The following is a 24,094-nucleotide window of genomic DNA, read 5'->3' as shown; positions in this document are numbered from 1 at the left end:
GCAGTGTGTAGTTGTTTGTATTGCCTCCCCGGCTCCACTTTGGCGCCCTGTTGTCATCCTGACAGCGCGTCTTTTTTTTGCTAACAATTAACCACTACTGGCGGCACGGCTTAGCCGGTCCAGCACTGCACGCCAGTTGTCCTGCGCAGGCGGTAACTCACACCAGATCGCACTGACACCCAGCGCATCGGCCTGAAACAATTGCTGATATAACATCCGGCCATAGGCGGCAGGCTCTGCTGGCATGGCAATACTCAGATGCGGCGCCACTGCCGTAAGCCCGCTGTAGCTTAGCACCACCACCGGCTGGCGCTGTTGTGGTAACTGCAGCCGCAGTGCTTCGTGGCTAAAAACCAATAGCGGTGTGTCTGGCTGATAATGTGCCTTTACGTTACCCGGTACCGCGACATTATGCTGCTGAGGCTGTGCTACCGGCTGGCCCAGCACGGCCGCTAACTGTGCTGCGCTGATGGGCCCGGCCCGCACTATGGTGGGTACGGTGCCGGTGAGATCGACAATGGTCGACTCCAGACCAAAGGCGCAGGGACCGCCATCCAGTACCGCACTGATGCGGCCGTTAAGGCCTGCCATCACCTGCTGCGCCGAGGTGGGGCTGAGCTTTTTATATAAATTGGCCGAGGGCGCCGCCAGCGCCAGTTGCTGTTGTTGTAACAGGGCCAGCAACACCGGATGCGCCGGTACCCGCAGGCCAACACTGCTTAAACCGCCGGTGACGACCGGGCTGACATGGTCGGCCTTGGGCAGCAGTAGCGTCAGGGGCCCGGGCCAGAAAGCTTCAGCCAGCGCATAAGCGGCAGAGCTGATACGGCTGGCCCAGTGGGGCAGCTGGGTTTTATCCGCCAGATGCACAATAAGCGGGTGGTGAGCCGGCCGGCCTTTGGCGCTGAAGATAGCACTGACCGCCGCCGGGTTAGTGGCATCGGCGGCCAGACCATATACGGTTTCGGTGGGTACCGCTACCAGTTGGCCTTGTTTAAGCAGTTGAGCGCAGTGCGCCACATCGGCGGCGCTATTGGCATCAAGTATTAGGGTGTTCACGGGTTACACTCCGGACAATATTGGCTTTGGGCATATTGCGCTGGCACCGGGTAATACTGCTGGTGCTGACAGCGCGCGCAGCAGGCCTGCTTTTGCGCAGTAAGGGGGGTGGGCGCGCCGCAGCTTTCACAGGGCAAGCCGGCAATGGCGATATCGGGCCAGAAGCCGGGCGTGGCGCAGGCCGGACAGCGGCTTTGCAGGCGCTCCGCTAAATTCTGCGCTGCCAGGGCAATATGCTGTTGCCGCTCTGGGCTTAAATGGGCGCGTAAATCGTAACTGAGTTGCAGCTCACCCAGCGCCAGCCGTTCGCTGGCCAGGGTGCGGCACTTTTCTGTACTAAGAGCTTTTTGCAGGTACCCGCCTTGCTGCAGCAGCAAATGCTGGCCGGCGGGCACGCTGGCCAGGGCAGCGTCCAGTTGGCTCAGCGTTTGGATCTGCCATTGTTGCGCCTGCGCTGGGCCGTAAAAGCGCCCGGTTACCGCCCAGCCCTGGCTGATATGAACGCAGCAAATCAGCTCCAGATTATAAGTACCCAGGCCGTAAGGCCCGGCAGCAAAGCTGCCTTCACTGCCAATGCCAACATCAAGGCCAGATAGCTCTGCCGCCAGCGCGGCTTTACGCAGCGCGCACTCATAGGGCGACATAAAACGCGGCCGCTCACCGGCAAAACTGCCCAGGCTGTCGGTATCAAAGTTGTCCAGCTCTATCAGCTGCCAACCCAGCGGCTGCAGCGCTGGTGCCATTAGGGCGGCTTTTTGATGCCGGCTGAGTACGGCTGCGCTTTGGCTCATAGCGCCACCGGTTGCCAGCGCTGCTGTTGCCATTGCTGCATACTGCCATCGTCATTTAGTTGATACAGGTACAGCCACTGGTTATTCACTAAGGCTGCAACATCGGCTGAGCGCTGGATCACCGCAGCAATAGCCTCAGCGGGCGCGGCAATCACTACCGATAAACGCACCGGCTGATGCATCAGTTTGCTGCCATCATGTACCGACTGCCAGGCTAAACCCGTGCGTAAATCACCACCGTTGCCTTCAAATACACCAATATGGCCGGCCACCACATTATGCAGCAGCTTATTGCCGCTGCCGTATTTCTCAGGCGCCACCACTGAGGCGTAGTACTGCAGGTTAATCCAGTTAGTCACTACCATCGGCGCCGTCATAATGGTATGCAGCAGGCTAAAACCAGTGTCTTTGCTGGCATCGTAATCATGTAAAAAGCAGCGGCCTTGCAAGTTGAGCGTTTTGGTCAGCCGACGCGGTGCAACAATAAAGGCGGCATTATTGGCCAGGCCCCACTCCGGCCGTAGCTGCGCCCAGTCGGTACTGCGGCGGCGGAAGAAGCGCTCCAGTGCGCCTGTCGCCGGCTTGGACCCGGCAAACAGCTCCAAACGGGCCTGGCGGGCCTGCTCACCGGCAGCCGTTAACCAGTGCAGCCAGGGCGCGGCTTGCGGTGCCTGGTACAGCTCCAGCTCATCGGTGGTGGTGTGGTGTAAGCCGGCGTAAAAGCGGGTGTCGTCGCCAATAGTGATCTGATGCTGTCGCTGTAGCTGGGCTCTGACCTCGGCATCGTTTAACAGCTGCGCCAGCACCTTAACGTTAACCTCGCCGGTTTGGCCGCCACAGGCGCCGCAGTCCAGCCCCGCCGCATGCGGGTTATTGCAGGTATCACTGCCGTGGCCAAATAAAATCACTACCGGTGCCAGCGTCTCTTGCAGCCCCATGGCGGTTAAAATGGCGGCGGCCAGCTGCGCCTGCTCGGCGCTGGTCAGAGGCTGCTGGCCGTTACTGATTTGCCATTGGCTGTTATCCAGCTGTTTGTTCAGCGCATGCGGCGCCTGCGGCCGGAAAAAAGCGCGTTTAAGCAGACTAAGCAGCTTGGTGGGGCCGGCGGCTTCTACCATGCCCAGGCTGGACGAGGCCAGATCAAAGCTTTGCTTCCAACCCAGATCCGGCTGGCGCGACAGCGGCGCCTGCTCGGGTTTAAGCTGGCTGACGGTCAGGCTGGGCGCCAATAATCCCGGCAGCTGTGGCCGCTGCAAACTGCTGCCGGCCGTTTTATAGGCGATAGGCAAACCAAAGAAGCCGGCAAAGCCCAGCGTTTGAATGTCGTCGTGCTGCTGCTCCAGCGCCCGGCGCATCGGCTCGGAGCGCACATCAATACAAAAGGCGGCTTGCAGCAGCGGCCGTTTGGGCGCGCTTTGCTTAAATGCCTGTTGCTGTTTGCTTAATGTTGCCAGCAGCGGCTGCTGCACACTGAGCTCCAGCGCCCGCTGCCAGCACTGGCGCAGTGCTAATTGCTGCTGCAACTTTGTCAGCTGGCTATTTACCTGCTGCGCTTGCTGTTTTAGTTGTTGTAGCAGCTCGGTATGCTGCTGATTATGCTGGCTACTGTGCTGCCATAACACCCAATCCCAGCCCAGTAGCATATACAGCAATTGGCTTACCGCCTGCTGGCTGTTGTTAGCCTGCTGACTGCCGGGGCCCTGTAGCTGTTGTTGCCAGTCCAGCCAGGCCTGCCAGCCGGCCCAGCCCGACAGGCTTTGCAGCAGGGCTTCAAAATAAGCCAGTTGGCTTTGCTCATCGGCGCACCAGCTGTTTAGCCAGGGTGACAACTGGGTTAACAAGGTATCCGGCTGCTCCGGCAGTTGGGCAAACAGTGGGGTTAAACCGGTACCGGTCAGTACCTGCAAGCCCTTATCCTGCCGCACTACACTGAGCCAGCTGTGATAAGCATGGTGTTCGCTGTCGGCGTCGACACTAAAGCGCTCCGGGTATTGATGATACAGCGCCAGAAACTGGCTTAGCTGTTGCACGATCAATTGCGGCCAGGGCAGGGTACGTTTTTTACCTTGCTGTGCTGCCATCAGCTCTGCCAGCCGCTGCCAGCGTTTTAGTTTAACCGGTTGCGACAGCGCGGCCACGGCCGCATCTGTGCTTAGCGTCAGGCCTTGCTCTGTCAATGCCTGCTGCAGGTGCGCCGGCTGAATGTGCTGCTGCCATTGGCTTAGGTACCAGTGCTCGCTCATTAAGCAGTCGGTGCCAGCCAATAGCTGCTGCTCGGCGCACACAGCGGCAAACGGCTGCTGGCGCTTCGGCCACCAGGGGTTAACGGCAATCAGCTGATCCAGCGGCCACTGCGGGGCAATCTGGCTGGCGGCACGCTCAATCAGTGCGCTCAGGTTATGCTGTTGTGGGGGGTGCTGAGATAAGGCGCTCATTTTACCTCCTGCAGGGTGTTCTGCTTTGATGCAGCGGCTGGTTTTTGCTGATAGGGCCAGATTTGCAGCGTAATACGGGTAGCCCATTCGTCCAGATACCCACCGGCGTTTAGCCAGATAAACAGCTTGTTCAGTTGCCTGTGATGGCTGTGATAGCGCAGCAGTATCGCCAGTACAAATAAGCCGGCAAACGCCAGACTGGCGAGCAGATCCGCCAGCGGATAAACAGCAGCAGGGGTTGGCATCACCAGGCGCAGCAGGGTTTTGAGGCTAAAGTACAGCGCCAGTAAGCCTAAGGCATAAGCCAGCGCTAATAGCAGCCGGGCTGGCCGGTGGCTATCGGCGTGGCAAAGTGATGGCACCAGCAGCACACTGATTGCCAATACCAGCAGTACAGCACTGCTTAAACTGGACAACGGCAATGCCAGTTGCACCAGATATACCAGCGCTGTCGACAGCAGCAGCGCCAGTAGCCAGTGGCGTGCCGCCGGGTTGGTTTGGCCGGCCAGCTGCGCCGCCAGATAATGATTTACCGCATTGCCGCTGTGTAAAAAGGCATAGGCTTTATAACAGGAATGCGCCAGCAGGTGCAGCAGGGCCAGGGTATAAAGCCCCAGCGCAATCTCCACCAGCATCAGGCCCATTTGCGCCACGGTAGACCAGGCCAGGCGCACTTTAATGCTGATGCGGGTGGTCATAATCAGCGCCGCCAGCAAGGTACTGCCAAGTGCGGCGGCCAGCAGTAAACTGCTGGCCAGGCTGCTGTATGCCAGCACAGGCGAGAATAACAGCAGCAAGATACCGCCTAAATTAATAATGCCGGCGTGCAGCAACGCAGACACCGGCGTCGGTGCTTCAACCACTTGTATTAACCAGCCGTGTAGCGGCAGCTGTGCACATTTAAGCAGCGCCACCAGCACCAGCAGCACCGCAGCGCTATGCAGCAGCCAGTTAGCGCCGCCAGTTGTGGCGACCGCGCGGGTAATCTCGCTGATATTGGCGCTGTCAAACTGCAGATACAGTAAGGTAAACGCCAGTGCCAGCAAGGTTTCACTCAGGCGGGCGCTCAGCGCTTTTTTGTGGGCGGCCAGCTGGGCGCGGGGCCGTTCGGGGTAAAACAGCAACAATTGCTGCAGCGCCAGGCTAATGGCTACCCAGCCCAGCCAAAACAGCAGTAAATGATTACTCAGCAGGGTAAACACGACGGCAGCCAGCGTTGCCGCCAGTGCCCGCATAAAACGGCCTTGGTCGGCTTCGCCGGCCAGCGCGGTGGCACTGTAGCGCCAGATCACTATTGCCAGCAGGGCAATCAGGGCCAGTAGCACCAGTTTAAACAGACTCAGACTGAATAACATTGTTCGCCTACCTTGGGTCGTTCGACACTGGCAGTATTGTGCTAAGCGCACTAACATAAGTAAAATACATATTAAGTTAATAAACGTTCGCTAAAACAGAACTATGAGCCGGCTGAATTACCATCATTTGTATTATTTCTGGCAGGTGGCCAAAGGCGGCAACCTGACCGAAACCGCGCAGCGGCTGCATGTGTCACAGTCGGCGTTGTCGGCGCAAATTAAGCAGTTAGAGCAGAGCATGCAGGTGCAGTTGTTTCGCCGCGAAGGCCGTAAGCTGGTGCTGACCGACAGCGGCTATCAGACGTTAAAGTATGCCGAAGATATTTTCAGCCGCGGCGCCGAGCTGGAGCAATTACTGCAGCAGGGTATGCAGCCGCAGCGCAGCCCAATCCGCATTGGCGCCCTGGCGACCATGTCACGTAACTTTATTGAAAGCTTTATTGCGCCGCTGTTGGCCACACCGCAAGCGCGTTACAGCCTGTTGTCGATGAACCAGACCGCACTGCTCAATGCCTTAGCCAGCCATCAGTTAGATTTAGCTTTAACTAACGTGGCAGTGCAGGGCAATGACAGCCAGTTATGGCAGTGCCGCTTGTTAGCGCGCCAACCGGTGGCGGTGATTGGGCCACCGGGTAACAGCCCGGCCAGCAGCCTGACGGCATACTGTCAGCAGCGCTGGGTACTGCCGCCGGTGCAAAGCCCCATCCGTACGGCTTTTGATGCTCTGGCTGCGCAGTACCAGCTGGCGCCGGAGATTATTGCCGAAGCCGACGATATGGCGATGTTACGCTTATTAGCGCGCGACAGCGGCGCCTTAAGTGTAATGCCGGAGGTAGTGGTAAAAGACGAGCTGCAAAGCGGCCGGCTGCACAAATACCTGACGCTGCCGCAGGTTTATGAAAACTTTTACATTATTACCACCCAGCGCCAGCTACTGCACCCACAATTAAACCAGTTGCTGCAGGCGTTTACCCCGGCGGCGGTGTAACTGATCCGACGACTAATGCGGCCGGCTCAGGGTAGGCTAGGGCAACGACGAACAAGGAGTACCTGATGAGCATACAACGTATTTTGCCGGCGGCGCGTTATTCTGAGGCGGTAATAGTAAACGGGCTGATTTTTTGCGCCGGCATGGTGCCCGATACCCACAGCAACGATGCCACCTTACAAACCGAAGATGTGCTGGCGCAAATTGATGCCCTGTTAGCACGTTGTGGCAGTGATAAAACCAAGCTGGTTGACGCTACGATCTATTTAGCCGATATGGCCGACTATGCCGCAATGAACCTGGCCTGGGACAACTGGGTTGCGCCGGGACAGGCACCGGCCCGCGCCACGGTGCAGGCTAAACTGGCTGATCCGCACTGGAAAATAGAGATAAAGGTTGTCGCTGCCATGCCATAGGCAATAGCGAAATTGACGATATTTTCGTGTAATAAGCAAGCAGTCGTTTAGGCTGCTTTTTTATCTTTATGATTTAATTAAAAATAATATTGGCACTATAACTGCTGTTCTTTCGCGGTTCAGCAATATTGCTGGTTAACGCTGCACAGGAAGCCGCTATGCCCCATCTGATAACCTTGTTAAGACACACCGGCTTATATGCCGGTTTTGAACTACGCCGTTTATGGCAAACCCGCTCTGGCCTGATGACGCTGGCCGCCACTTTGGTCATTTGGGGCCTGTTGTTTCGCTATGCGATAGTGCCGGCGGCGGACCTTATTGCCTCGCGCGGTTTTACCGACTTTATCAGCGGCCTGTTTGGCCATAACGGTATCAGCCAGCTGCGTAGCTGGCCGGCGCCCGAGCTGGCAGTGTACTGGTTTTTTAGCCTGTGGCTGCTGCCGCTGCTAAGCCTGTTTTTTACCGCCAACCAGCTGTGCCCGGATATCGAGCGTGGCACGGCGCGGTTTTTAACCTTGCGTAGCAGCCGCAGCAGCTTAGTGCTGGGCCGCTTTGCCGGCCAGTTAGTGGTGCAGGGCTGTTTAATTTTACTGACCTTGCTGGCCACCCTGGCTGTAGCCAGCTGGCGTGCTGGTGGCATGACGCCAGCCATGCTCAGTGCCGCCTTAGTGATTTGGCTTAATTTGCTGTTGGTGGTGGCGCCTTTTACCGCCATTATGGCGCTGTTTTCCGCACTGGTGCGCAGTGCCAAACTGGCTGTTAGCCTGGCCATTATCAGCCTGGGCTTGGGCTTTGCCCTGCTAAGCTGGTTTATTTTTTACTTTCCCGACTTTTTGTTTTTATTCAGCTACGTGCCTGGTGCCCAGGTGATCCAGCTGTTGCCGCTGCACGGCTGGCAAACCTTTAAACTGGCAGCGCTGCCGCTGTGGCAAACTGCACTTTTACTTGGCCTGGCCTGCCTGCTGCTAAGAAGGAAAGCACTATGAGCACCCTAATACACTGCGATAACCTGAGTAAACGTTTTGGCAGCAAGACGGCGCTGGCTAATGTCAGTTTTAGCCTGCAGCAGGGCGATGTGGCGGCGCTGATTGGCCCCAATGGCGCCGGTAAGACCACCTTGTTTAGCATTTTATGTGGCTACTTGCGTGCCGACAGCGGCAGCGTTAGCCTGCTGGGGCACAAACCCGGCAGCAGCGCGCTCTGTGGCCTGCTGGCTGCACTGCCGCAAGACGCCCAGTTTGACCCGGCCTTTAGCATTGGCGAGCAGCTGGATTTTTACGGTCGTTTACAGGGCTTAAGCCACAAAGCGGCTAAGCTGGAAACCGACAGGGTGCTGGCACTGGTGGAACTTTCAGCGCAGCGAAAACACAAAGCGGCGGCGCTCAGTCACGGTATGCGTAAACGCGCTGCCATAGCACAGGCCTTTATCGGCTCGCCCCGGTTGGTACTGCTGGATGAGCCCACCGCCGGATTGGATCCGGCGCATGCGCTGCAAATACGTCAGCTGATTAGCCAGCTAAGTAGTCAGTTAGGCAGCCAGGTCAGCTTTATGATCAGCTCGCATAATATTTTTGAGCTGGAGCAGCTGTGCAACAAGGTGCTGTATTTGCAGCAAGGCCAGTTAAGCAGCCCGGCTGATAACAAAGACAGTGATGGCGCTGAGCAGTATTTAACTTTGCTGCTGGAGCAACAGGCCGATCAGCCGTTGCTGGCATTGCTGCAACAGTTACCTGGGCTTATTAGTGTGCGGCCGGGGCAAAAGAACCAGCTGTTACTTAGCTATAACAGCGATCAGCAGCCGCAGTTTGATCTTGAATTGCTGCAATGCCTGGCCGCGCACGGTTATCGCTACCGTAACCTGATTAAAGGCCAGACGCTGGAGCAAAAGCTGTTTAGTGCCTCGTAGAGGCGCTGGTCTGGCATAGCCACGGCTTAAAAGCCACATTGCTGTTTAAGTGCCTGAATATCCTCACTGTTAAGGCGCTGCTGTTGGGCACTTAGCGCATAATACATTACCGATGCCGGCCCTGCGGTGTGGCCCAGCCCCAGCGCATGGCCAAATTCGTGCAGCAAGGTCAGCTCCAGCGCCTCTGCAGAGGTGTAGGCGAAAATAGTCATCTGTCGCTGCCGGCCGGTTATTTGCATTACGCCCACTTCGGCCGCCGCTATCGGCTGTGCCTGTTGCGGCAGCAGCGCATTACGGTCAGCCACAGTGTCATTCAGGTATTGCTGCTGGCGCACTAAGCGCTGCTGCTCGTCATTTAATTGCCCGGCCTGCTGCTGTAGTTGCTGTTGCCGCTGTTGTAGCTGTTGCTGTTGCGCCAGCAGGCGGTTGCGCTCACTGCTGTTGGCCTGGCGCACCTGTTGCTCGAAGGCTGCGGCATCGGCCGCGAACTGCTGGTTGGCCTGGTCAAACTGTTGTTGCCGTGCTTGCAGGCTGGCTGCCTGCTGTTGCAGGTGCTGCAGTCGCTGGTCGATAGTAGCATCATAGCGGGCCAGGTTTCGCGTCAGCCGTGCCTGCTCTAATAATTGCTGCTGGCGGGCGTCAAACACAAAATCTATCGCAAAGCCATCAAGGCTGTCATAACGAAACAGCTCTTTACCCAGCGCCTTGTTCCACTGGCTGGTGGCGTTGTGCGCCGCTTGTTCGGCTTGCTCCAGCGTTAAATTAAAGGCCGGGTCCAGTTTGCCGATGCGCCAGAGCACCGGCGTTTGGCACAAATACTGTTGCAGCGCTTTATCGGCATAGTGCTGCAGCAATTGGGCGGCCGGTTTGTCTTTGCTCAGTAGTGGCAGCAGCCACTGATAGGCGACAAACAGCAGCAGGGTATAACAGAGCGCGCGCAGGAAAAATCGCATATCGGCCTCAGCACTGCAAAGGGTTGTTACAAAGCGGCTAAGGGTTTCATTTGACCGCTTTGTATGCCTTACGTTAATGTGCAGCATAACAATTGTTACGGAGCAAATTAAGTGAATATTGCTACCTTGTGGATCCTGATCGGCATAGTGCTGATTTTATCCGAGCTGCTGGCGACCAGTGTGGTTGCAGTGTTTTTGGGGATCGCCGCCATTGTGGTCGGCTTGTTACTGCATCTGGGGGTGATTGAAAGCTACAGCATGCAGTTTTTAATTTTTGGTGTGTTGTCTTTAGTGCTGCTGTTTAGTGTGCGCGGCCACTTTAAGCGCTGGTTTGTCGGCTTTACTGCCGACACTAATGAGCAACCTTCGCGCTTTAGCGAAGATATCGGTAGCCGCGTCACGGTGCATACTGATTTTGCCCAGGGTGCCGGCCGGGTGCTGTTAAACGGCGTGCAGTGGGACGCCGAATCAAGCGATGCGCTAAAAGCCGGTGATGTCGCCTGGGTGGTTGCCAACCACGGCATTAAATTAACGGTCACGGCGACTAAGCCAAACAGCTGATTTTTTTACGTTAAGGAGTAACAACAGGTGCAACTTGATATTAATACCCTCTTAATGGCCGGTTTTGCGCTGGCAGTGGTGATTACCATTGTGAAAACGGCGCGCATTGTGCCGCAGCGCAGTAATTATGTGATAGAGCGGCTGGGTAAATACTCGCGTACGCTGGACTCGGGCTTTCATTTACTGATCCCCTTTATTGATAAAGTGGCTTATGTGCACAGCTTAAAAGAAGAAGTGATCGATGTACGCCGGCAAACCTGTGTTACCAAAGACAACATTCAGGTCGGGATCGACGGTATTTTGTATATCCAGGTCATTGATCCGCACAAAGCCAGTTATGGCATCAGTGATTACCGCTATGCGGCAGCGCAGCTGGCACAAACCACGATGCGTTCGGTCATCGGCCAGACCGACTTAGATAAAACCTTTGAAGAGCGCGCCAAAATTAATGAAGAAGTGGTGCGGGCACTGGACGAAGCCGCCGCGCCTTGGGGGGTAAAGGTGCTGCGCTACGAAATTGCCGATATTGAGCTGCCGATCAGCATTAAAGATGCGTTAGAGCAGCAAATGCGCGCCGAGCGTGAGCGCCGTGCCGCTATTGCCAAATCGGAAGGTGAACGCCAGGCGATGATCAACGTATCAGAAGGCCAAAAGCAGGAAGTCATTAACCTGTCTGAGGGCGACAAGATGCGCCAGATTAACGAAGCCGAAGGCCGCGCCAAAGAAATAGAGCTGATTGCCATAGCCACTGCGGAGGGTATTCGCAAAATTGCTGAAGCGATAAACCAGCCGGGTGGCTCAGAAGCCGTTAGCCTGCGCGTGGCTGAGCAGTATGTAAAAGAGTTCGGCAACCTGGCCAAAACCAACAACACCATGATAGTACCCGCCGAGCTGGCGAATATCGGCGGTGCTGTGGCGGGTTTAACCGAGATTTTAAAAGTAGCTCAGCCTAAAAAGTAACTATACTCGCGAGTCTATATATTTACCTAGGTGCTGGATTACAGAGAGTGAGTCGCGCCGGATATGAGGACGCTCCGGCGCGTTACCACTACATAGCGTTAGCAAGCAACTCTGCTTTGTTTGGAAGGTTTGCCCACCAATGGGCTGTTTTAGTCATTGCGACTTTATTATTCTCGTTGGGATAATTCTCTATTTCTGCTAAAGCATTTTTCATTTTTATCAAAGCACTTGTAGCAGCTTCAGCTTCATCTGTAGGCATCACTGAAATGCTTTTTTCGAGAGCTGATAACGAAACGGTAATTTTGTATATTCTTGAAGAAGTTTTACCTAGTTCAACAGCAAAGCCATCCGGAAACTCTTTACGTTTTACTGGCTCTGAATCAGACAGATAACGCCACTCTATTGTTAAAGACTCTGCGTCAATTAAAAATCGGAACTGCTGGGGCAGATCCCAAGGTGATATTGACTGAGTAAATTTGACGCCATCCTGCTCAATTTGGCGAGGTTTGTTAATCGCTTTTTCAGGTACATGCACCCACTTAGTAACTAACATCACATTCTCTCCAATAGCTTTCCAATAACAGCTATGACGACAGTATAGTCCGAAACTGATTCGCTACTCAATGTTTCAGGAGATGTACTGTCCAACACTAAAACGCCCCATATCTGACCGTTAACTTCTACAGGAGTTGCAGCGATAGACCTTGGAACTGTTTTACCAAGCTCAACCCATTTTTCGATCAACTCTCGCTTACAATTTGTTTGCAATGCATACTCGGTAATCAATCGCTTTCTATCCTTTACTTTTGCCATCAGCGGTGAGCTCAGATCTGGTAAATTTTTTACCGCAACTTGTGATTTCTGCCTAAAAGCTAAACCTGCAACTCCTTCATAATTCTGATCGCTACCAACTTGAAAAAAAGTATTTGATTTGCCATTAATATGCCCTGAACGTAGAACGGGCACTAAGAAGTTCGAAAATAGCCTGCAATGTCCCCTGAAGTTTAGCCAATTTCTTGAAGACCAATGCCTCCTAAACAGGCAGTGCTTTTCTAATCTAAACAAGGTAACCCGGTGTAAATCTTTTTCTTTATTGTTTGGGAAACATTTCTCTTGGTATCTGTCGAGAATAAATTTTATTTCTTTCCAAACATCAAGGCTGGTCTTTTTAGTAAGAATATGAGCGATAACAGCAAGGAACAAAAACAAACAGAAAAGAATAAACATATTGCTCTGGATTTCTTGTACAAACTTAGTTATTACCGGTCTAGTGCTGAGAAACTCACTTTTCTCTGTGTCTATAAGTAAAAAAAAGCCACAAGAGCTTGCAATGTAGCTACTAGCTCTTTGATAACCTCGAGCAACCCAATTCAACCAACCATATACAGCTAAACTTGTTCTGAGCATTAATTTAATACAGCCTGCATTGTTATTATTAACCAAACACCATAATTATCGAATGAGCTTATTTCAAGTAGAATACTTTGTCAGCGGCAAGATGTTGGGGTGGCAGTGCCAGGATGGCAAATAATAATTAGTAAAATCAACAAAATAAGTGATTTTAGCAGTTTGTTACCGCTTTAATCCCCGCCACTATCGCTGCGGCACTCTCCTTGCCATAACCACCGCCACCTAGAAACACGGTGGGGATATTGAGTGCTTTTAAGCGCTGGTACACCAGCTTATGGCATTGTGCTACATCATCTACACTTAGCTGCAGCCCGCCGAGCGGATCGGTGGCTAACACATCGGTACCGGCTACCACAAAGGCGAGTTTATAGCCGGTGCTTAGCTGGTCTAATGCTGCTGCAAGTTTATTCAGATATAACTCGCCGCCGGTGCCGCTGGGCAAAGGTACGGCAATATTAACCCGGCGTCGGCTAATAGTGTCTATCGGGTAAATATCGGCATTGTAGACATCCAGCAGAGTGACTTTGGGGTTGTCGATAAAAGTGCGTGCATTACCGTTACCGTGGTGGGCATCGATATCGATAATCAGTATGTTGTCATCTGCCGTTAACTCGCCGCTGGCGATAAGCTGCTGATAGCTGATATTTATATCGTTATAAATGCAAAAGCCCTCCATCCGGTGAGGGCTGGCATGGTGATAACCGCCGGCAAGGTTCCAGGCATCGTCACCGCCAAGTGCTAAACGACAGGCAGTTAACGTGCCTGAAACGCCCCAGCGCATAGGTGACAATATTCGGCTATCCAACCATGAAAACGATAGAAAAGGGATTTTCGGAATTTCCAGCGCCCGGCACAACGCGGCTTTATCTTTGAGCTGAATTTTAAGCAGCTCATTTAACGAGCCGAGAATGGCATCTGCAGCAATAGGACCTGGCGGTGCAATGATGTCTGCATCATTTAACGCCGCACGTACTTTACTAAACTTGCAGCCGTCAAACGGGTGCAAAAATTTGAAAATACCTACGTCAATGTTGTATTGCTCGTGATAGATAATTTTCATGCTGATTTCAGTTCATTTGCGTAACGCATCACGTTAGCCGGAGTCCAGATACCGTATCCTAATATGCGACCGACTTTAGCATACTCTGCAGCATTGGGTTTAAATGAAGGCTTTTTGTTCGCACCTTTTTGCAAAATGCCGACAACTAAATGTGAGCAATTATGGCGCGCAATCTGATAGCGAGGCACGTTGTTTTGTAGAAAGTTTACATAGTGCAGCATCGCAACTTCATCCAGATTGGCAATGTCGATGGTGATGGGCTTTCGGCCGCCTTCGTTCTCAATGTCGTGATCAAGACTTTCGACATAGGAACCAGGATGACTGGTTTTTATCTTCAAATCCTTTTTGCCTGCATCTCCATCCGGCCAGAAACTAACATAAACATCCCTGATAGTAAGTGCAGCATGACCAACGTGTTTCTCATCCCTTAACCAAATATGTACCTTTACCACGGCTTTTCCCTCTGCAATGAAAAGCCATAATGATAGAGAATTAAACAATATAAATAAAATATTTGTTAATTTATTTTAAATTTAATTTGTTATCATACTTCCGCTGCGCACTGCGCTGCGGCTTTAGGCAAAGCCGACCAAGCTCTGGCCGGCTGTTTAGCGATTTCATTTATGGCTGTTTTACCACCTCACCGCCTTTAATCACTACTGGAATAGCCTCCAGCAGCGTAATTTGCTCCAGCGGGTTACCCTTTACGGCGACCATATCAGCATAGGCGCCGGCTTGTAGTACGCCGACATTAAGCTGGCCTTGCTCGTTACGCCAGTTAAGTAAGGTCGCGGCATTAATGGTGGCGCTTTGGATGGCCTGCAGCGGTGTCATGCCCCATTGCACCATGTAATTTAGCTGGCGCGCGTTTAAGCCGTGGGTGTACACACCGGCGTCGGTGCCGTAGGCGATATTCAGCCCGGCTTTAACGGCTTTGCTGAAGTTTTGCCGCTGCAACTGGCCAACAGTGCGCTCTTTGGCCAGCGACTCCGGCAAAATGCCGGCGGCTTCGCCTTCCTGCAATATATAGTCACTGACGTAAATATCCATCACCAGAAAGGTGCCGTTGCGTTTGGCCAGTTTAATGGCGTCATCGTCGATAAAGCTGGCATGTTCAATCGAGTCTACGCCCGCTTCCAGTGCCCGCTTAATACCGCGTAAACCATGGGCGTGGGCGGCAACAATAGCGCCGCGATCTTTAGCCTCGGCCACGAGTGCCTGCATTTCAGCCAGGCTGTACTGGCTGGCGTTAACGTCGGTGTTGCGCGACAGCACGCCGCCGGTGGCGGTAAATTTAATTACATCGGCGCCGTACTTCATATTGCTGCGCACCTTAGCCCGGATGGCATCGGCGCCGTTTGCCACGCCATCGCCACTGGCCTGATAGGTGTGCGGCAGCAGGTTATTGTCGCAGTGGCCGCCGGTCATGCACAAACTGGGGCCCGACACCCGCATACGCGGGCCGGTTATTTCGCCGGCGTTTATCGCATCGCGCAGGTCAACGTCGGCAAAGCCGGCCGCGCCTAAATTACGCACTGTAGTAAAGCCAGCCTCTACAGTGGCTTTGGCCGCGGTAACGCCAAACAGCGCCTGGCGTGCCGGCGTTTGCTGCAGGCGGCGGTAGCCGTGCTGCGCCGGGTTAGCGGTTAAATGCACATGCATATCGATAAGCCCCGGCAGCACGGTGTAGCCGGTTAAATCGGTGCTTGGCAGCGCCTGCTGCTCGCTGGTTAGTGTCGCAATGGGCACTATGCTGTGGATGCGGTCTTGCTCCAGCAGAATAGCCTGGTTGGCGCGCAGTTTGCCACTTTGCACCTCTAACAGCTGGCCGGCCAGGATCAGTTTTTCCGGTGCGGCCACGGCAGTAACAGGCATAAAACTACTTAGCGATACTAAGCTGCTGATGAGTGTCAGGGCAAAAAGCCGGCGCATAAGTTACTCCTGATCTGAGCTGGGCAGTGGCTGGCTTTTCAGATCCTGGGTTTTCTCGGCCATTAAGGCCGCCAGTTGCTGCTCCAGTTTTTCCAGTTTTTCACGGGTGCGCAGCAGCACCTGGCGCTGCACGTCAAACTCTTCGCGGCTGACAAAATCCAGCTCGGCCAGCTTACTTTGCAATACCTGTTTTACTTTGGCTTCAACCTCATCGGCAAACTGACGCACCTGAGGCGGAATGGCATTGCCAATCTGTTTGGCAATATCTTCAATTTTTTTCGGATCGATCATGGTTATCTCCTGTGCTGCATCAAGCACTTGCAGCCTGTTGCTTTAGCATTGGCAGTATTCTACAGAGCAAAAGCCGGATAGCGAATGCTATTTAACGGCAAATTTCGTTACAATGCCGCCCTGGTTATAAGGGTGCGTCAATGAAGTTAAATCCGCAACAAAACGCTGCAGTTAAATATATTTCCGGGCCTTGTCTGGTGCTGGCCGGTGCCGGCAGTGGCAAAACCCGGGTGATTATTAATAAAATTGCTTACTTAATTCAGCAATGTGAGTTGCCGGCGCGGCATATTGCCGCCGTGACCTTTACCAATAAAGCGGCGCGCGAAATGCGCGAGCGCATTAACCAGCAACTGCCAAAAGCCGCCTCCCGTGGCCTGACCATTTCTACCTTTCATACGCTGGGGCTGGAGATCCTGAAAAAGGAATACCGCCATATTGGCTACAAAGCCAACTTTACCCTGTTTGACGATCAGGACAGCCTGGCGCTGCTAAAAGAATTAAGCGAAAACGATCTGCAGGGCGACAAAGACCTGCTGCGGGCGCTGCAAAGTAAAATCAGCAACTGGAAAAACGAGTTAACGCTGCCGGCGAAAGCGTTGCAGGATGCCAAAGATGCGCAAAGTATCAGCTTCGCCAATTATTACCAGCAATACAGCCAGCAGTTAACGGCCTATAACGCACTGGATTTTGACGACTTAATTTTACTGCCGACGCTGCTGTTTCAACACAACAGCGAGGTGCGCGCTAAGTGGCAGCAAAAAATTCAGTATTTACTGGTAGATGAATATCAGGATACCAACACCAGCCAATACCAGTTGGTGAAGTGGCTGGTGGGCGAGCGTCAGCGCTTTACCGTGGTGGGCGATGATGATCAGTCGATTTACTCCTGGCGTGGCGCGCGGCCACAAAACCTGGCGCTGCTGAAGACCGATTTTCCCAATTTAAATGTGATCAAGCTGGAGCAAAATTACCGCTCGGCCGAGCGCATTTTAAAAGCGGCTAATATTCTGATTGCCAATAACCCGCACGAGTTTGATAAGCAGCTATTTAGCGAAAATGGCTATGGCGTGCCGCTGAAGGTGATCCCCTGTAAGCACGAGGAAGATGAAGCGGAGAAAGTGGTGGCCGAGATCATCTCGCATCGCTTTATTAACCGCAGCCAATACCGTGATTATGCCTTGCTGTATCGCGGTAACCATCAATCGCGCTTATTTGAAAAAGCGCTGATGACCAACCGTATTCCGTACAAAATTTCCGGCGGCACCTCGTTTTTCTCCCGCAGTGAAATTAAAGACGTGATGGCCTATTTACGTTTACTGGTAAACCAGGACGACGACAACGCCTTGCTGCGCATTATTAATGTGCCGCGGCGTGAAATTGGCGCAGCCACTTTGCAGCAGATTGGTAATCTGGCCAATGAAAAACACATCAGTTTATTTGCTGCCTGCTGCGACAGTGAGCTGTCGATGCATTTATCGGCGCGCGCGCACAATGCGGTAAAACAGTTTGCCCAGTGGATTGTCGGCATAGCTGATAATGTGCAGCGGGCCGAGCCCGCCGAAGCGATACGCGATCTTATCCGCCAGAGCCATTATGAGGCCTGGCTGTTTGAAACCAGCAGCAGCCCGAAAGCGGCTGAAATGGCGCTGAAAAACGTCAATGAGCTGTATCGCTGGATCAGCGAAATGCTGGCGGGCAAAGATGACGAAGAGCCGATGACACTGCCCGAAGTGGTTACCCGACTGACACTGCGCGATATGATGGAGCGGCAGGAGCAGGACGATAATGCCGATCAGGTGCAGCTGTTAACGCTACATGCCTCCAAAGGTTTGGAGTTTCCCTATGTGTTTATGGTGGGCATGGAAGAGGGCATCTTGCCGCACCAGAGCAGCATTGACGAGGACAATGTTGAGGAAGAGCGCCGGCTGGCGTATGTCGGTATTACCCGCGCCCAGCGCGAGCTGTTTTTTACTTACGCTAAGGAGCGGCGCCAGTTTGGCGAGGTCATCCGCCCGGAGCCCAGCCGGTTTTTGTACGAATTACCGCAGGACGATTTAGACTGGCAGCAGGCGGCGCCGGTGAAAACGGCCGAGCAGCGTCAGCTAAGTGGCCAGGCACACATAGAGCGGTTACGCCAGCTGCTGAAAAATAACTGACGGGGTTTCGGCCAAGACTTTCGCGCTTAATAGCTCAGTAACATACTTACCCTGCATAAAGCAGCAACCTTCGTCTAACAGCAGGTTTAGCAGTTCAGCGTTGTCTACACCGTCGGCCAGTAAGCGGAATTTATAGTTGTGCGCCAGTTGCTGTAACATTTGCAGCAGTTGACGTTTATGCGCTTGTCGCGGCAGCTGACGGCAGAAGCTGGCGTCTAATTTAACAAACTCAAACAGTTGCAGCAGTAACAAGCCCATAGGCGCGCTGTCGGCGGCAAACTGATGGATCGCCAGCCGGATACCGTTTTGCTTCAGCTGATGTAACACATTGTGGATACTGTTGCCGGCCTGCAGCAATTCGCGCTCGGTAAAGGCTAAACATAAACGCTGTGGTTGCGGTAATACACTAAGTTGCTGTTTTAATTGTTGCAGTAACTCGTGCTGCTGCAGATGGGCCACACTGAGGCGCAGGCTGAGTAAGCCACTGTCATCCGTGCTGGCGGCAAGCTGACGACAGGCTTGCTGCAGGATCAGCTGCTCAATTTGTACCGTCATCGCCGCATCAGCACTGAACTGGCTGAAATCGTACTGGGTGCCCAGCAGCGGGTGTTGCCACTGGCTGTGTACTTCGTAGCCCAGCAGGGTGCGGCCCTGACCGCATAATACCGGCTCGTACACGGCAGTAAATTGCTGCTGTGCCAGTGCCTGCTGCATCACCTGCTCCAGTGTCATCGCCTGTAGCAATTGTTCGCGCATGGTGTCGTTAAAAATAACAAAGCGGTTGCGGCCCATTGACTTGGCCTGATACATAGCGGCATCGGCATCGCGCAGCATGGCCTCTGGTTTGCTGTGCTCAGCGTCAAAATGGGCTATACCGATACTGGCACCGGAGTGCACCTGCTGGCCCTGCAGGTAAAAAGGCTGGCGTATTTTCTCAATAATGCGCTCGGCGATATCTTCGGCATCTTCTGCATCTGGCAGGCTGGTTAGCAGCACGACAAACTCATCACCACCCAGCCGGGCCACCATATCATGTTCACGCACTGTGCTGAGTAAGCGTTTACTCACTTCCACTAAAAAGGCATCACCGACATGATGGCCTAAGCTGTCGTTAATCTGCTTAAAGCGGTCTAAGTCGATAAACAACAGCGCTAAACCCTGCTGTGGCTGGCGTTTACTCAGCGCAAACTGCTGCTTTAATTGCTGTAGAAACATTTGCCGGTTGGCCAACCCGGTTAAAGCATCGTGGTTGGCTTCGTAAAACAGTTTTTGTTCGGCTTTTTTCCGCTCTTCCACTTGCAGGCGTAAAAACAAATTGGTCTGGCGCAGCTCGCGGGTGCTTTCAAATACTTTGCGCTCCAGCTCTTCCTGGTGCTGCTTTTGCTGCTCGGTAGCCAGCTTACGCTGAATCGCCACAGCAATATGCTGCGAGACAAAGCGCAGAATATTCAGCTCGTTGTCAGAGTAGTGGTAGCGGTCGTCATAAGATTGCAGTGCAATAACACCAATCACTTGCTGTTCAATCAATAAAGGCGCACCCAACCAGCTGGTCGAGTAGCGGGCGGCTTTAAGCGGATCGGCCATACCGCGGCGGATCTCGCCGGCGGCCACCAATTTATCGGCAATATCTGTGTTAATCAGTTTGGCATCGGCACAGCGGATCACGTATTCGGTAAAGCCACGGCTTAATGGCCGCTCGCGTGCCGGTGGCGAGTACTGATCCAGATAAAACGGAAAAGTCAGCTTGCTGCGCTCGGCATCGAGCAGGGCGATATAACAGTTATCTGCGGCCATTAATTCGCCAAGCACCTGATGTACAGCACGGTAAAAACCGTTCATATCGCGGCTGCTGGCCGTTAGCTCAGAGATGCGGTACAGCGCGGCCTGCAGTTTTTCGGCGTTTATCCGTTCGGTAATTTCCTTTTGCAAGGAGCTGTTAATCTGACGTAGCTCACGGGTGCGCAACCGTACCGTCTCTTCCAGCAGTTCGCGGCTTTTCACCCGATCCAGCGCAGTAATGGTATGGCCACCAATGCTGCTGAACAGCGCCAGGTCGCTTTCGGTGTATAGCTGTTTAGCATTATAAGATTGAATGGCCATCACGCCGATCACCTGCTCACCCCGGCACAGGGGGATACCCAGCCAGTGGGCACAGGGTGAGCCTTGTGGCTCAATGGCGCCGCTGCAAATAAGTTGCTCAAACTGCTCGGTGTCGCACAGCAGCGGCTGGCCGCTGCGGGCCACATAGCCGGTTAAACCACTGGAAAACGCGCTGGAGGGTACGTCGGCAATTAGCTGCTGGTCTTTTTCGTCGGAAAAGTACTGCGGCGTGTAGTGGTCAGTCTGGTTGTCGTAGAACACCACATAGAAGTTTTCGGCATGCAATAACTCAGACACCATTTTGTGGATCGCCGGATAAAACTCCCGCATATCGCTGATGGTGCTGGCCAATTCAGATAATTTTAATAAGGCGCCTTGCGTAATATAGGCCTGCTTATAGCGGCGGGCCAATATATCCAGCCGTCTTAGCTTGGTTTGTGCCTGCTTAAGCCGTTTAGCTGACTCTGTTGATCCCTTCAACCCTGACTCTTTTATTGGTTGGTCGTGCCACCTGGGCCGACACTTTATAATTGTGCCCATTATGCACAAAGTTTAAGCAGTTGGAAGAGGCTTGCGGCCAAATGGCAGTCGCAGGCTTAAACCAGTTTGTTAGCTGTAATAATAAAAACGTTTAAGGCCGCACTGTAGCGGCCTTAAACGGATAACAGCAGAGGGTTTAAACGCCTTCGGTCATAAACTTGATCGCAGCAGCAATTTCGTCATCACTGCAGTCACCACAGGTACCACGGGCAGGCATATTACGGATCCCTTCGATGGAATGCTTTAACAGCGTGTCAAAGCCTTGTTCCAGCCGGGGTTTCCAGGCCGCATCACCTTTTTTTGGTGCGTCCAGCGCGCCGGTACCATGACAGGCAAAACAGGCGGTTTGATACACTTTCTCACCACTACGCGGGCCAGACGGTGCGGCATCAGCAGCGGCAGCCGCGCCGGCAACATGCACCTGGCCTATAGGAGCTAACCGTTTCGCCAGCGCTTCTTTATCTGCATCGGCACTGGCATGAATGCCAAAGGTGGTTAACAGCAAGGCAAATGCAAGAGTGAGTTTGTTCATAGTGAGTAGTCCTGTGGTCATGTCCGCACAAAGTTTGCGCCATTATAGCCCTCAAGCTGCCATCAGGGGAAGCCCCGTGCATCATGCCTGGCCTGGCGCCGGCAGTAAGCCTGTTACGCTAACAACAGCCGGCTCGATCGTTGTGTTTTTGTTGCACTATCGGGTAAATCCGGCCCAAGCCAGCGCCATATCTGTTATATGCTTTTAGATAAGGTTGGCTGGTTTTTTTAAAGCAAAATTATTTAACGGTTTTGCTTTGCATCTGGTGCCAATATGGTAGTCTGTCAGGCCGGTAGTATTGAACAGCACAGTTCAGCTCCGGTAAAAAGAAGACACTGCTAAGTGTTTTCCACATAAATGGAAGTATAACAATAATAAAATGGGCCTAGTGGTACACCCCATATTTTATCTTTAAAAACATATTGTTATGAAATGCCTACGCCTGACTTTTTTTCTAAAAGCCAGCCTGTTCGGCTGCGTTTTGCACAAAGTTATCCACAGCTTGTTCGGTTGAGCGCGCTGCTGCGCTGACTGGCGGCGCTGACAACGCTGTGGCATGCTATAGCTTTATTGCTGCAGGATATACCTTAGATGGCTACAGTCTCCGATACACCGCTGATCCTGGTGGACGGCTCTTCTTATTTATTTCGTGCCTATCATGCGCCGCCACATCTGACAAACTCGCGCGGCGAGGCCACCGGTGCCATCTACGGTGTGGTTAACATGCTTAAAAGCCTGCTGAAACAATACCAACCCAGACAAATGGCGGTGGTATTTGATGCCAAAGGCCCGACTTTTCGTAATGACATGTACAGTGAGTATAAGGCGCATCGCCCGCCAATGCCGGACGATTTACGCAGCCAGATAGTGCCGTTGCATCGCATTATTGAAGCCATGGGGTTGCCGCTTTTGTGCGTACCCGGTGTTGAGGCTGACGATGTAATTGGCACCTTAGCGCGCCAGGCCAGTGCGCAGGGGCGCCATACGCTGATCTCGACCGGCGATAAAGATATGGCGCAGCTGGTAGATGAGCATGTCACCTTAATTAATACCATGACCAATACCTTGCTGGACGTGCAGGGCGTGCAGGATAAGTTTGGTATAGGCCCAGAGCTGATTATCGATTATCTGGCGCTGATGGGTGACAAGGTAGACAATATTCCGGGCTTGCCAGGCGTGGGTGAAAAAACCGCTGCTGCCTTATTGCAGGGGCTGGGCTCTATTGAGCAGATTTATCAGCAACTGGATAAAGTGGCTGGGTTGAGTTTTCGCGGTGCCAAAACCATGGCGGCAAAACTTACCGAGTTTCGTCAGCAGCTGCAGTTATCTTATCAGCTGGCCACCATTAAAACTGACGTTGAGCTACCGTATCAACTTGACGACTTAAGCATAAAAGCGCCCGATAATGCTGCGCTGGCCGAGCTGTATAGCGCCTGTGAGTTTCGCCGCTGGTTAAGTGAAGTGCTCTCAAGCGGGCAAAGTGCGGCTAAAGGCAGTATACCCGAGCAAGGCGATTTACTGGCAGAAAGCCCGCCACCGGCGGCTGATACGGTTAATACGGCGAATGCTACGGCTTATCAGACGGTGCTGGATAAAGCCGCTTTTGCGCAAATGTTGACGGCAATACAGCAAGCTGGCTTAACAGCGCTGGATACTGAAACCACCAGTCTGGATTATATGCAGGCCGAGCTGGTGGGGTTATCGTTTGCCGTAAGCCCGGGCCAGGCCTGGTATGTGCCGGTGGCGCACGATTATGTCGGTGCGCCGGCGCAGCTGGCACGCGACTGGGTGTTGGCCGAGCTGAAACCCTGGCTGGAAGATAGCAGCAAAGCCAAAGTCGGGCAGAACCTGAAGTACGACCAAAGTGTGCTGGCGCGTTATGGCATAGTGCTGCGCGGTGTGCAATTTGACACTATGTTAGAGTCTTATGTGCTGAACTCTGTTGCCGCCCGGCACGACATGGACAGCCTGGCACTGAAATACCTGGGGCATAAAACCGTCAGTTTTGAAGAGATTGCTGGCAAGGGCGCTAAGCAGCTGACCTTTAACCAGATTGAGCTGGAAAAAGCCGCCCATTATGCGGCTGAAGATGCGGATATTACCCTGAAGCTGCACCAGACACTGTGGCCACAACTGCGGCAGCACGCCGGGCTAAGCAAAGTGCTGACCGATATCGAAATGCCGCTGGTGGATATTTTATCGCGCATAGAGCGTCACGGCGTGCTGATCGACAGCAAGCTGCTGGCGCAGCAAAGCGAGCAGTTGGCTAACAGGATCAGTGAGTTAGAGCAGCTGGCGTATCAGCAGGCTGGCAAGCCGTTTAATCTAGCCTCACCCAAACAGCTGCAGGAGATCTTATTCGACCAAATGCAGTTGCCGGTGCTGAAAAAGACGCCTACCGGCGCGCCGTCGACGGCAGAGGAAGTGTTAGCTGAGCTGGCGCTGGAGTTTGAGTTTCCTAAACTGATCACTGAGCATCGCGGCTTGTCGAAGTTAAAATCGACCTACACCGATAAGCTGCCAAAAATGCTGCAACCTGCAACCGGGCGGGTACATACCTCTTACCATCAGGCGGTCGCGGCTACCGGCAGGTTAAGTTCCACCGATCCTAATTTGCAGAATATTCCTATTCGTACTGAAGAAGGTCGT

At 53.3% G+C, this 24,094-nt stretch carries 21 protein-coding genes; 8 read left to right on the top strand and 13 right to left on the bottom strand.

Annotation, left to right across the window (positions count from 1 at the left end; translation table 11 throughout):
* Positions 1–87: 87 nt before the first annotated feature.
* From RNAN_RS17840 to RNAN_RS17825, 4 genes are read right to left on the bottom strand one after another with little or no spacing between them, the layout of a single operon-like run.
* Positions 88–1,059: an L-threonylcarbamoyladenylate synthase gene (locus RNAN_RS17840; protein ID WP_008224389.1), complete on the bottom strand. Its 972-nt coding sequence runs from the start codon at positions 1,057–1,059 to the stop codon at positions 88–90.
* Positions 1,056–1,850, bottom strand: a complete 795-nt coding sequence (locus RNAN_RS17835) for a DUF6671 family protein (protein WP_008224387.1) — start codon at positions 1,848–1,850, stop codon at positions 1,056–1,058. The genes RNAN_RS17840 and RNAN_RS17835 overlap by 4 nt, the downstream gene beginning before the upstream one ends.
* Positions 1,847–4,285, bottom strand: coding sequence for a DUF2309 domain-containing protein (locus RNAN_RS17830; RefSeq protein WP_008224386.1), 2,439 nt, complete (start codon positions 4,283–4,285; stop codon positions 1,847–1,849). The genes RNAN_RS17835 and RNAN_RS17830 overlap by 4 nt, the downstream gene beginning before the upstream one ends.
* On the bottom strand, positions 4,282–5,697 hold the full coding sequence (locus RNAN_RS17825) for an NADH-quinone oxidoreductase subunit L (RefSeq protein WP_081502321.1): 1,416 nt from the start codon (positions 5,695–5,697) through the stop codon (positions 4,282–4,284). The genes RNAN_RS17830 and RNAN_RS17825 overlap by 4 nt, the downstream gene beginning before the upstream one ends.
* A 46-nt stretch (positions 5,698–5,743) precedes the next feature.
* Between RNAN_RS17825 and RNAN_RS17820 the strand changes: the two genes are divergently transcribed.
* From RNAN_RS17820 to RNAN_RS17805, 4 genes are all read left to right on the top strand, one after another.
* Positions 5,744–6,628, top strand: coding sequence for a LysR family transcriptional regulator (locus RNAN_RS17820; RefSeq protein WP_008224384.1), 885 nt, complete (start codon positions 5,744–5,746; stop codon positions 6,626–6,628).
* A gap of 65 nt (positions 6,629–6,693) precedes the next feature.
* The gene (locus RNAN_RS17815; protein ID WP_008224383.1) at positions 6,694–7,044 is read left to right on the top strand and encodes a RidA family protein; all 351 of its coding nucleotides are present in this window, start codon (positions 6,694–6,696) and stop codon (positions 7,042–7,044) included.
* Positions 7,045–7,202: 158 nt separating this feature from the next.
* Entirely contained in the window at positions 7,203–8,030 is an 828-nt protein-coding gene (locus RNAN_RS17810) for an ABC transporter permease subunit (protein WP_008224381.1), read from the top strand.
* A complete protein-coding gene (locus RNAN_RS17805) occupies positions 8,027–8,950 on the top strand; it encodes an ABC transporter ATP-binding protein (protein ID WP_008224380.1) in 924 nt (307 codons plus the stop codon). Before RNAN_RS17810 ends, RNAN_RS17805 begins: the two co-directional genes overlap by 4 nt.
* A gap of 26 nt (positions 8,951–8,976) precedes the next feature.
* Here RNAN_RS17805 and RNAN_RS17800 read toward each other — a convergent pair whose 3' ends face one another.
* Positions 8,977–9,903 (bottom strand): matrixin family metalloprotease, encoded by a 927-nt coding sequence (locus RNAN_RS17800; RefSeq protein ID WP_148275788.1) that lies wholly within the window; start codon positions 9,901–9,903, stop codon positions 8,977–8,979.
* A 111-nt stretch (positions 9,904–10,014) separates the two neighbouring features.
* Between RNAN_RS17800 and RNAN_RS17795 the strand changes: the two genes are divergently transcribed.
* On the top strand, positions 10,015–10,464 hold the full coding sequence (locus RNAN_RS17795; RefSeq protein ID WP_008224376.1) for an NfeD family protein: 450 nt from the start codon (positions 10,015–10,017) through the stop codon (positions 10,462–10,464).
* A 27-nt stretch (positions 10,465–10,491) separates the two neighbouring features.
* Complete coding sequence (locus tag RNAN_RS17790; RefSeq protein ID WP_008224373.1) at positions 10,492–11,424, top strand: SPFH domain-containing protein; 933 nt, start codon at positions 10,492–10,494, stop codon at positions 11,422–11,424.
* A gap of 88 nt (positions 11,425–11,512) precedes the next feature.
* On the opposite strand, the gene RNAN_RS17785 is transcribed toward RNAN_RS17790, so the two are convergent.
* The 6 genes from RNAN_RS17785 to ubiK form a co-directional block, all read right to left on the bottom strand.
* Positions 11,513–11,980, bottom strand: coding sequence for a hypothetical protein (locus RNAN_RS17785; RefSeq protein ID WP_148275787.1), 468 nt, complete (start codon positions 11,978–11,980; stop codon positions 11,513–11,515).
* The gene (locus tag RNAN_RS17780; RefSeq protein WP_008224370.1) at positions 11,977–12,831 is read right to left on the bottom strand and encodes a GAF domain-containing protein; all 855 of its coding nucleotides are present in this window, start codon (positions 12,829–12,831) and stop codon (positions 11,977–11,979) included. The genes RNAN_RS17785 and RNAN_RS17780 overlap by 4 nt, the downstream gene beginning before the upstream one ends.
* 154 nt (positions 12,832–12,985) lie before the next feature.
* Positions 12,986–13,894, bottom strand: a complete 909-nt coding sequence (locus RNAN_RS17775; protein ID WP_008224367.1) for an arginase family protein — start codon at positions 13,892–13,894, stop codon at positions 12,986–12,988.
* The gene (locus RNAN_RS17770) at positions 13,891–14,346 is read right to left on the bottom strand and encodes a hypothetical protein (RefSeq protein ID WP_008224366.1); all 456 of its coding nucleotides are present in this window, start codon (positions 14,344–14,346) and stop codon (positions 13,891–13,893) included. Before RNAN_RS17770 ends, RNAN_RS17775 begins: the two co-directional genes overlap by 4 nt.
* Before the next feature lie 169 nt (positions 14,347–14,515).
* Entirely contained in the window at positions 14,516–15,826 is a 1,311-nt protein-coding gene (locus RNAN_RS17765) for a Xaa-Pro dipeptidase (RefSeq protein WP_008224363.1), read from the bottom strand.
* 3 nt (positions 15,827–15,829) lie between these two features.
* On the bottom strand, positions 15,830–16,117 hold the full coding sequence (ubiK, locus tag RNAN_RS17760; protein WP_008224361.1) for a ubiquinone biosynthesis accessory factor UbiK: 288 nt from the start codon (positions 16,115–16,117) through the stop codon (positions 15,830–15,832).
* A gap of 140 nt (positions 16,118–16,257) precedes the next feature.
* On the opposite strand from ubiK, the gene rep reads away from it, so the two are divergent.
* Positions 16,258–18,273, top strand: coding sequence for a DNA helicase Rep (rep, locus tag RNAN_RS17755; RefSeq protein ID WP_008224359.1), 2,016 nt, complete (start codon positions 16,258–16,260; stop codon positions 18,271–18,273).
* Here rep and RNAN_RS17750 read toward each other — a convergent pair.
* Together RNAN_RS17750 and RNAN_RS17745 are read right to left on the bottom strand one after the other, a co-directional pair.
* The gene (locus RNAN_RS17750) at positions 18,247–20,853 is read right to left on the bottom strand and encodes a sensor domain-containing phosphodiesterase (protein ID WP_008224358.1); all 2,607 of its coding nucleotides are present in this window, start codon (positions 20,851–20,853) and stop codon (positions 18,247–18,249) included. The two genes, rep and RNAN_RS17750, sit on opposite strands and share 27 nt — an antisense overlap.
* A gap of 196 nt (positions 20,854–21,049) precedes the next feature.
* Complete coding sequence (locus RNAN_RS17745) at positions 21,050–21,445, bottom strand: c-type cytochrome (RefSeq protein WP_008224357.1); 396 nt, start codon at positions 21,443–21,445, stop codon at positions 21,050–21,052.
* 591 nt (positions 21,446–22,036) lie between these two features.
* Between RNAN_RS17745 and polA the strand changes: the two genes are divergently transcribed.
* Positions 22,037–24,094, top strand: a 2,058-nt coding sequence (polA, locus tag RNAN_RS17740) for a DNA polymerase I (RefSeq protein WP_040552600.1), incomplete at its 3' end; no start/stop codon positions are given.

Origin of the sequence: Rheinheimera nanhaiensis E407-8, assembly GCF_000296695.1 — a bacterium.
Classification (GTDB): domain Bacteria; phylum Pseudomonadota; class Gammaproteobacteria; order Enterobacterales; family Alteromonadaceae; genus Alishewanella; species Alishewanella nanhaiensis.
This window is presented reverse-complemented; position numbering and strand designations above follow the sequence as displayed.

What these genes read in the sequence shown, in the direction of transcription:
- RNAN_RS17835 (WP_008224387.1), bottom strand. Translation starts at nt 1,850, where the DNA reads ATGAGCCAAAGCGCAGCCGTACTCAGCCGGCATCAAAAAGCCGCCCTA.
- RNAN_RS17830 (WP_008224386.1), bottom strand. Translation starts at nt 4,285, where the DNA reads ATGAGCGCCTTATCTCAGCACCCCCCACAACAGCATAACCTGAGCGCA.
- RNAN_RS17825 (WP_081502321.1), bottom strand. Translation starts at nt 5,697, where the DNA reads ATGTTAGTGCGCTTAGCACAATACTGCCAGTGTCGAACGACCCAAGGT.
- RNAN_RS17820 (WP_008224384.1), top strand. Translation starts at nt 5,744, where the DNA reads ATGAGCCGGCTGAATTACCATCATTTGTATTATTTCTGGCAGGTGGCC.
- RNAN_RS17815 (WP_008224383.1), top strand. Translation starts at nt 6,694, where the DNA reads ATGAGCATACAACGTATTTTGCCGGCGGCGCGTTATTCTGAGGCGGTA.
- RNAN_RS17810 (WP_008224381.1), top strand. Translation starts at nt 7,203, where the DNA reads ATGCCCCATCTGATAACCTTGTTAAGACACACCGGCTTATATGCCGGT.
- RNAN_RS17805 (WP_008224380.1), top strand. Translation starts at nt 8,027, where the DNA reads ATGAGCACCCTAATACACTGCGATAACCTGAGTAAACGTTTTGGCAGC.
- RNAN_RS17800 (WP_148275788.1), bottom strand. Translation starts at nt 9,903, where the DNA reads ATGCGATTTTTCCTGCGCGCGCTCTGTTATACCCTGCTGCTGTTTGTC.
- RNAN_RS17780 (WP_008224370.1), bottom strand. Translation starts at nt 12,831, where the DNA reads ATGCTCAGAACAAGTTTAGCTGTATATGGTTGGTTGAATTGGGTTGCT.
- RNAN_RS17775 (WP_008224367.1), bottom strand. Translation starts at nt 13,894, where the DNA reads ATGAAAATTATCTATCACGAGCAATACAACATTGACGTAGGTATTTTC.
- RNAN_RS17765 (WP_008224363.1), bottom strand. Translation starts at nt 15,826, where the DNA reads ATGCGCCGGCTTTTTGCCCTGACACTCATCAGCAGCTTAGTATCGCTA.
- ubiK (WP_008224361.1), bottom strand. Translation starts at nt 16,117, where the DNA reads ATGATCGATCCGAAAAAAATTGAAGATATTGCCAAACAGATTGGCAAT.
- rep (WP_008224359.1), top strand. Translation starts at nt 16,258, where the DNA reads ATGAAGTTAAATCCGCAACAAAACGCTGCAGTTAAATATATTTCCGGG.
- RNAN_RS17745 (WP_008224357.1), bottom strand. Translation starts at nt 21,445, where the DNA reads ATGAACAAACTCACTCTTGCATTTGCCTTGCTGTTAACCACCTTTGGC.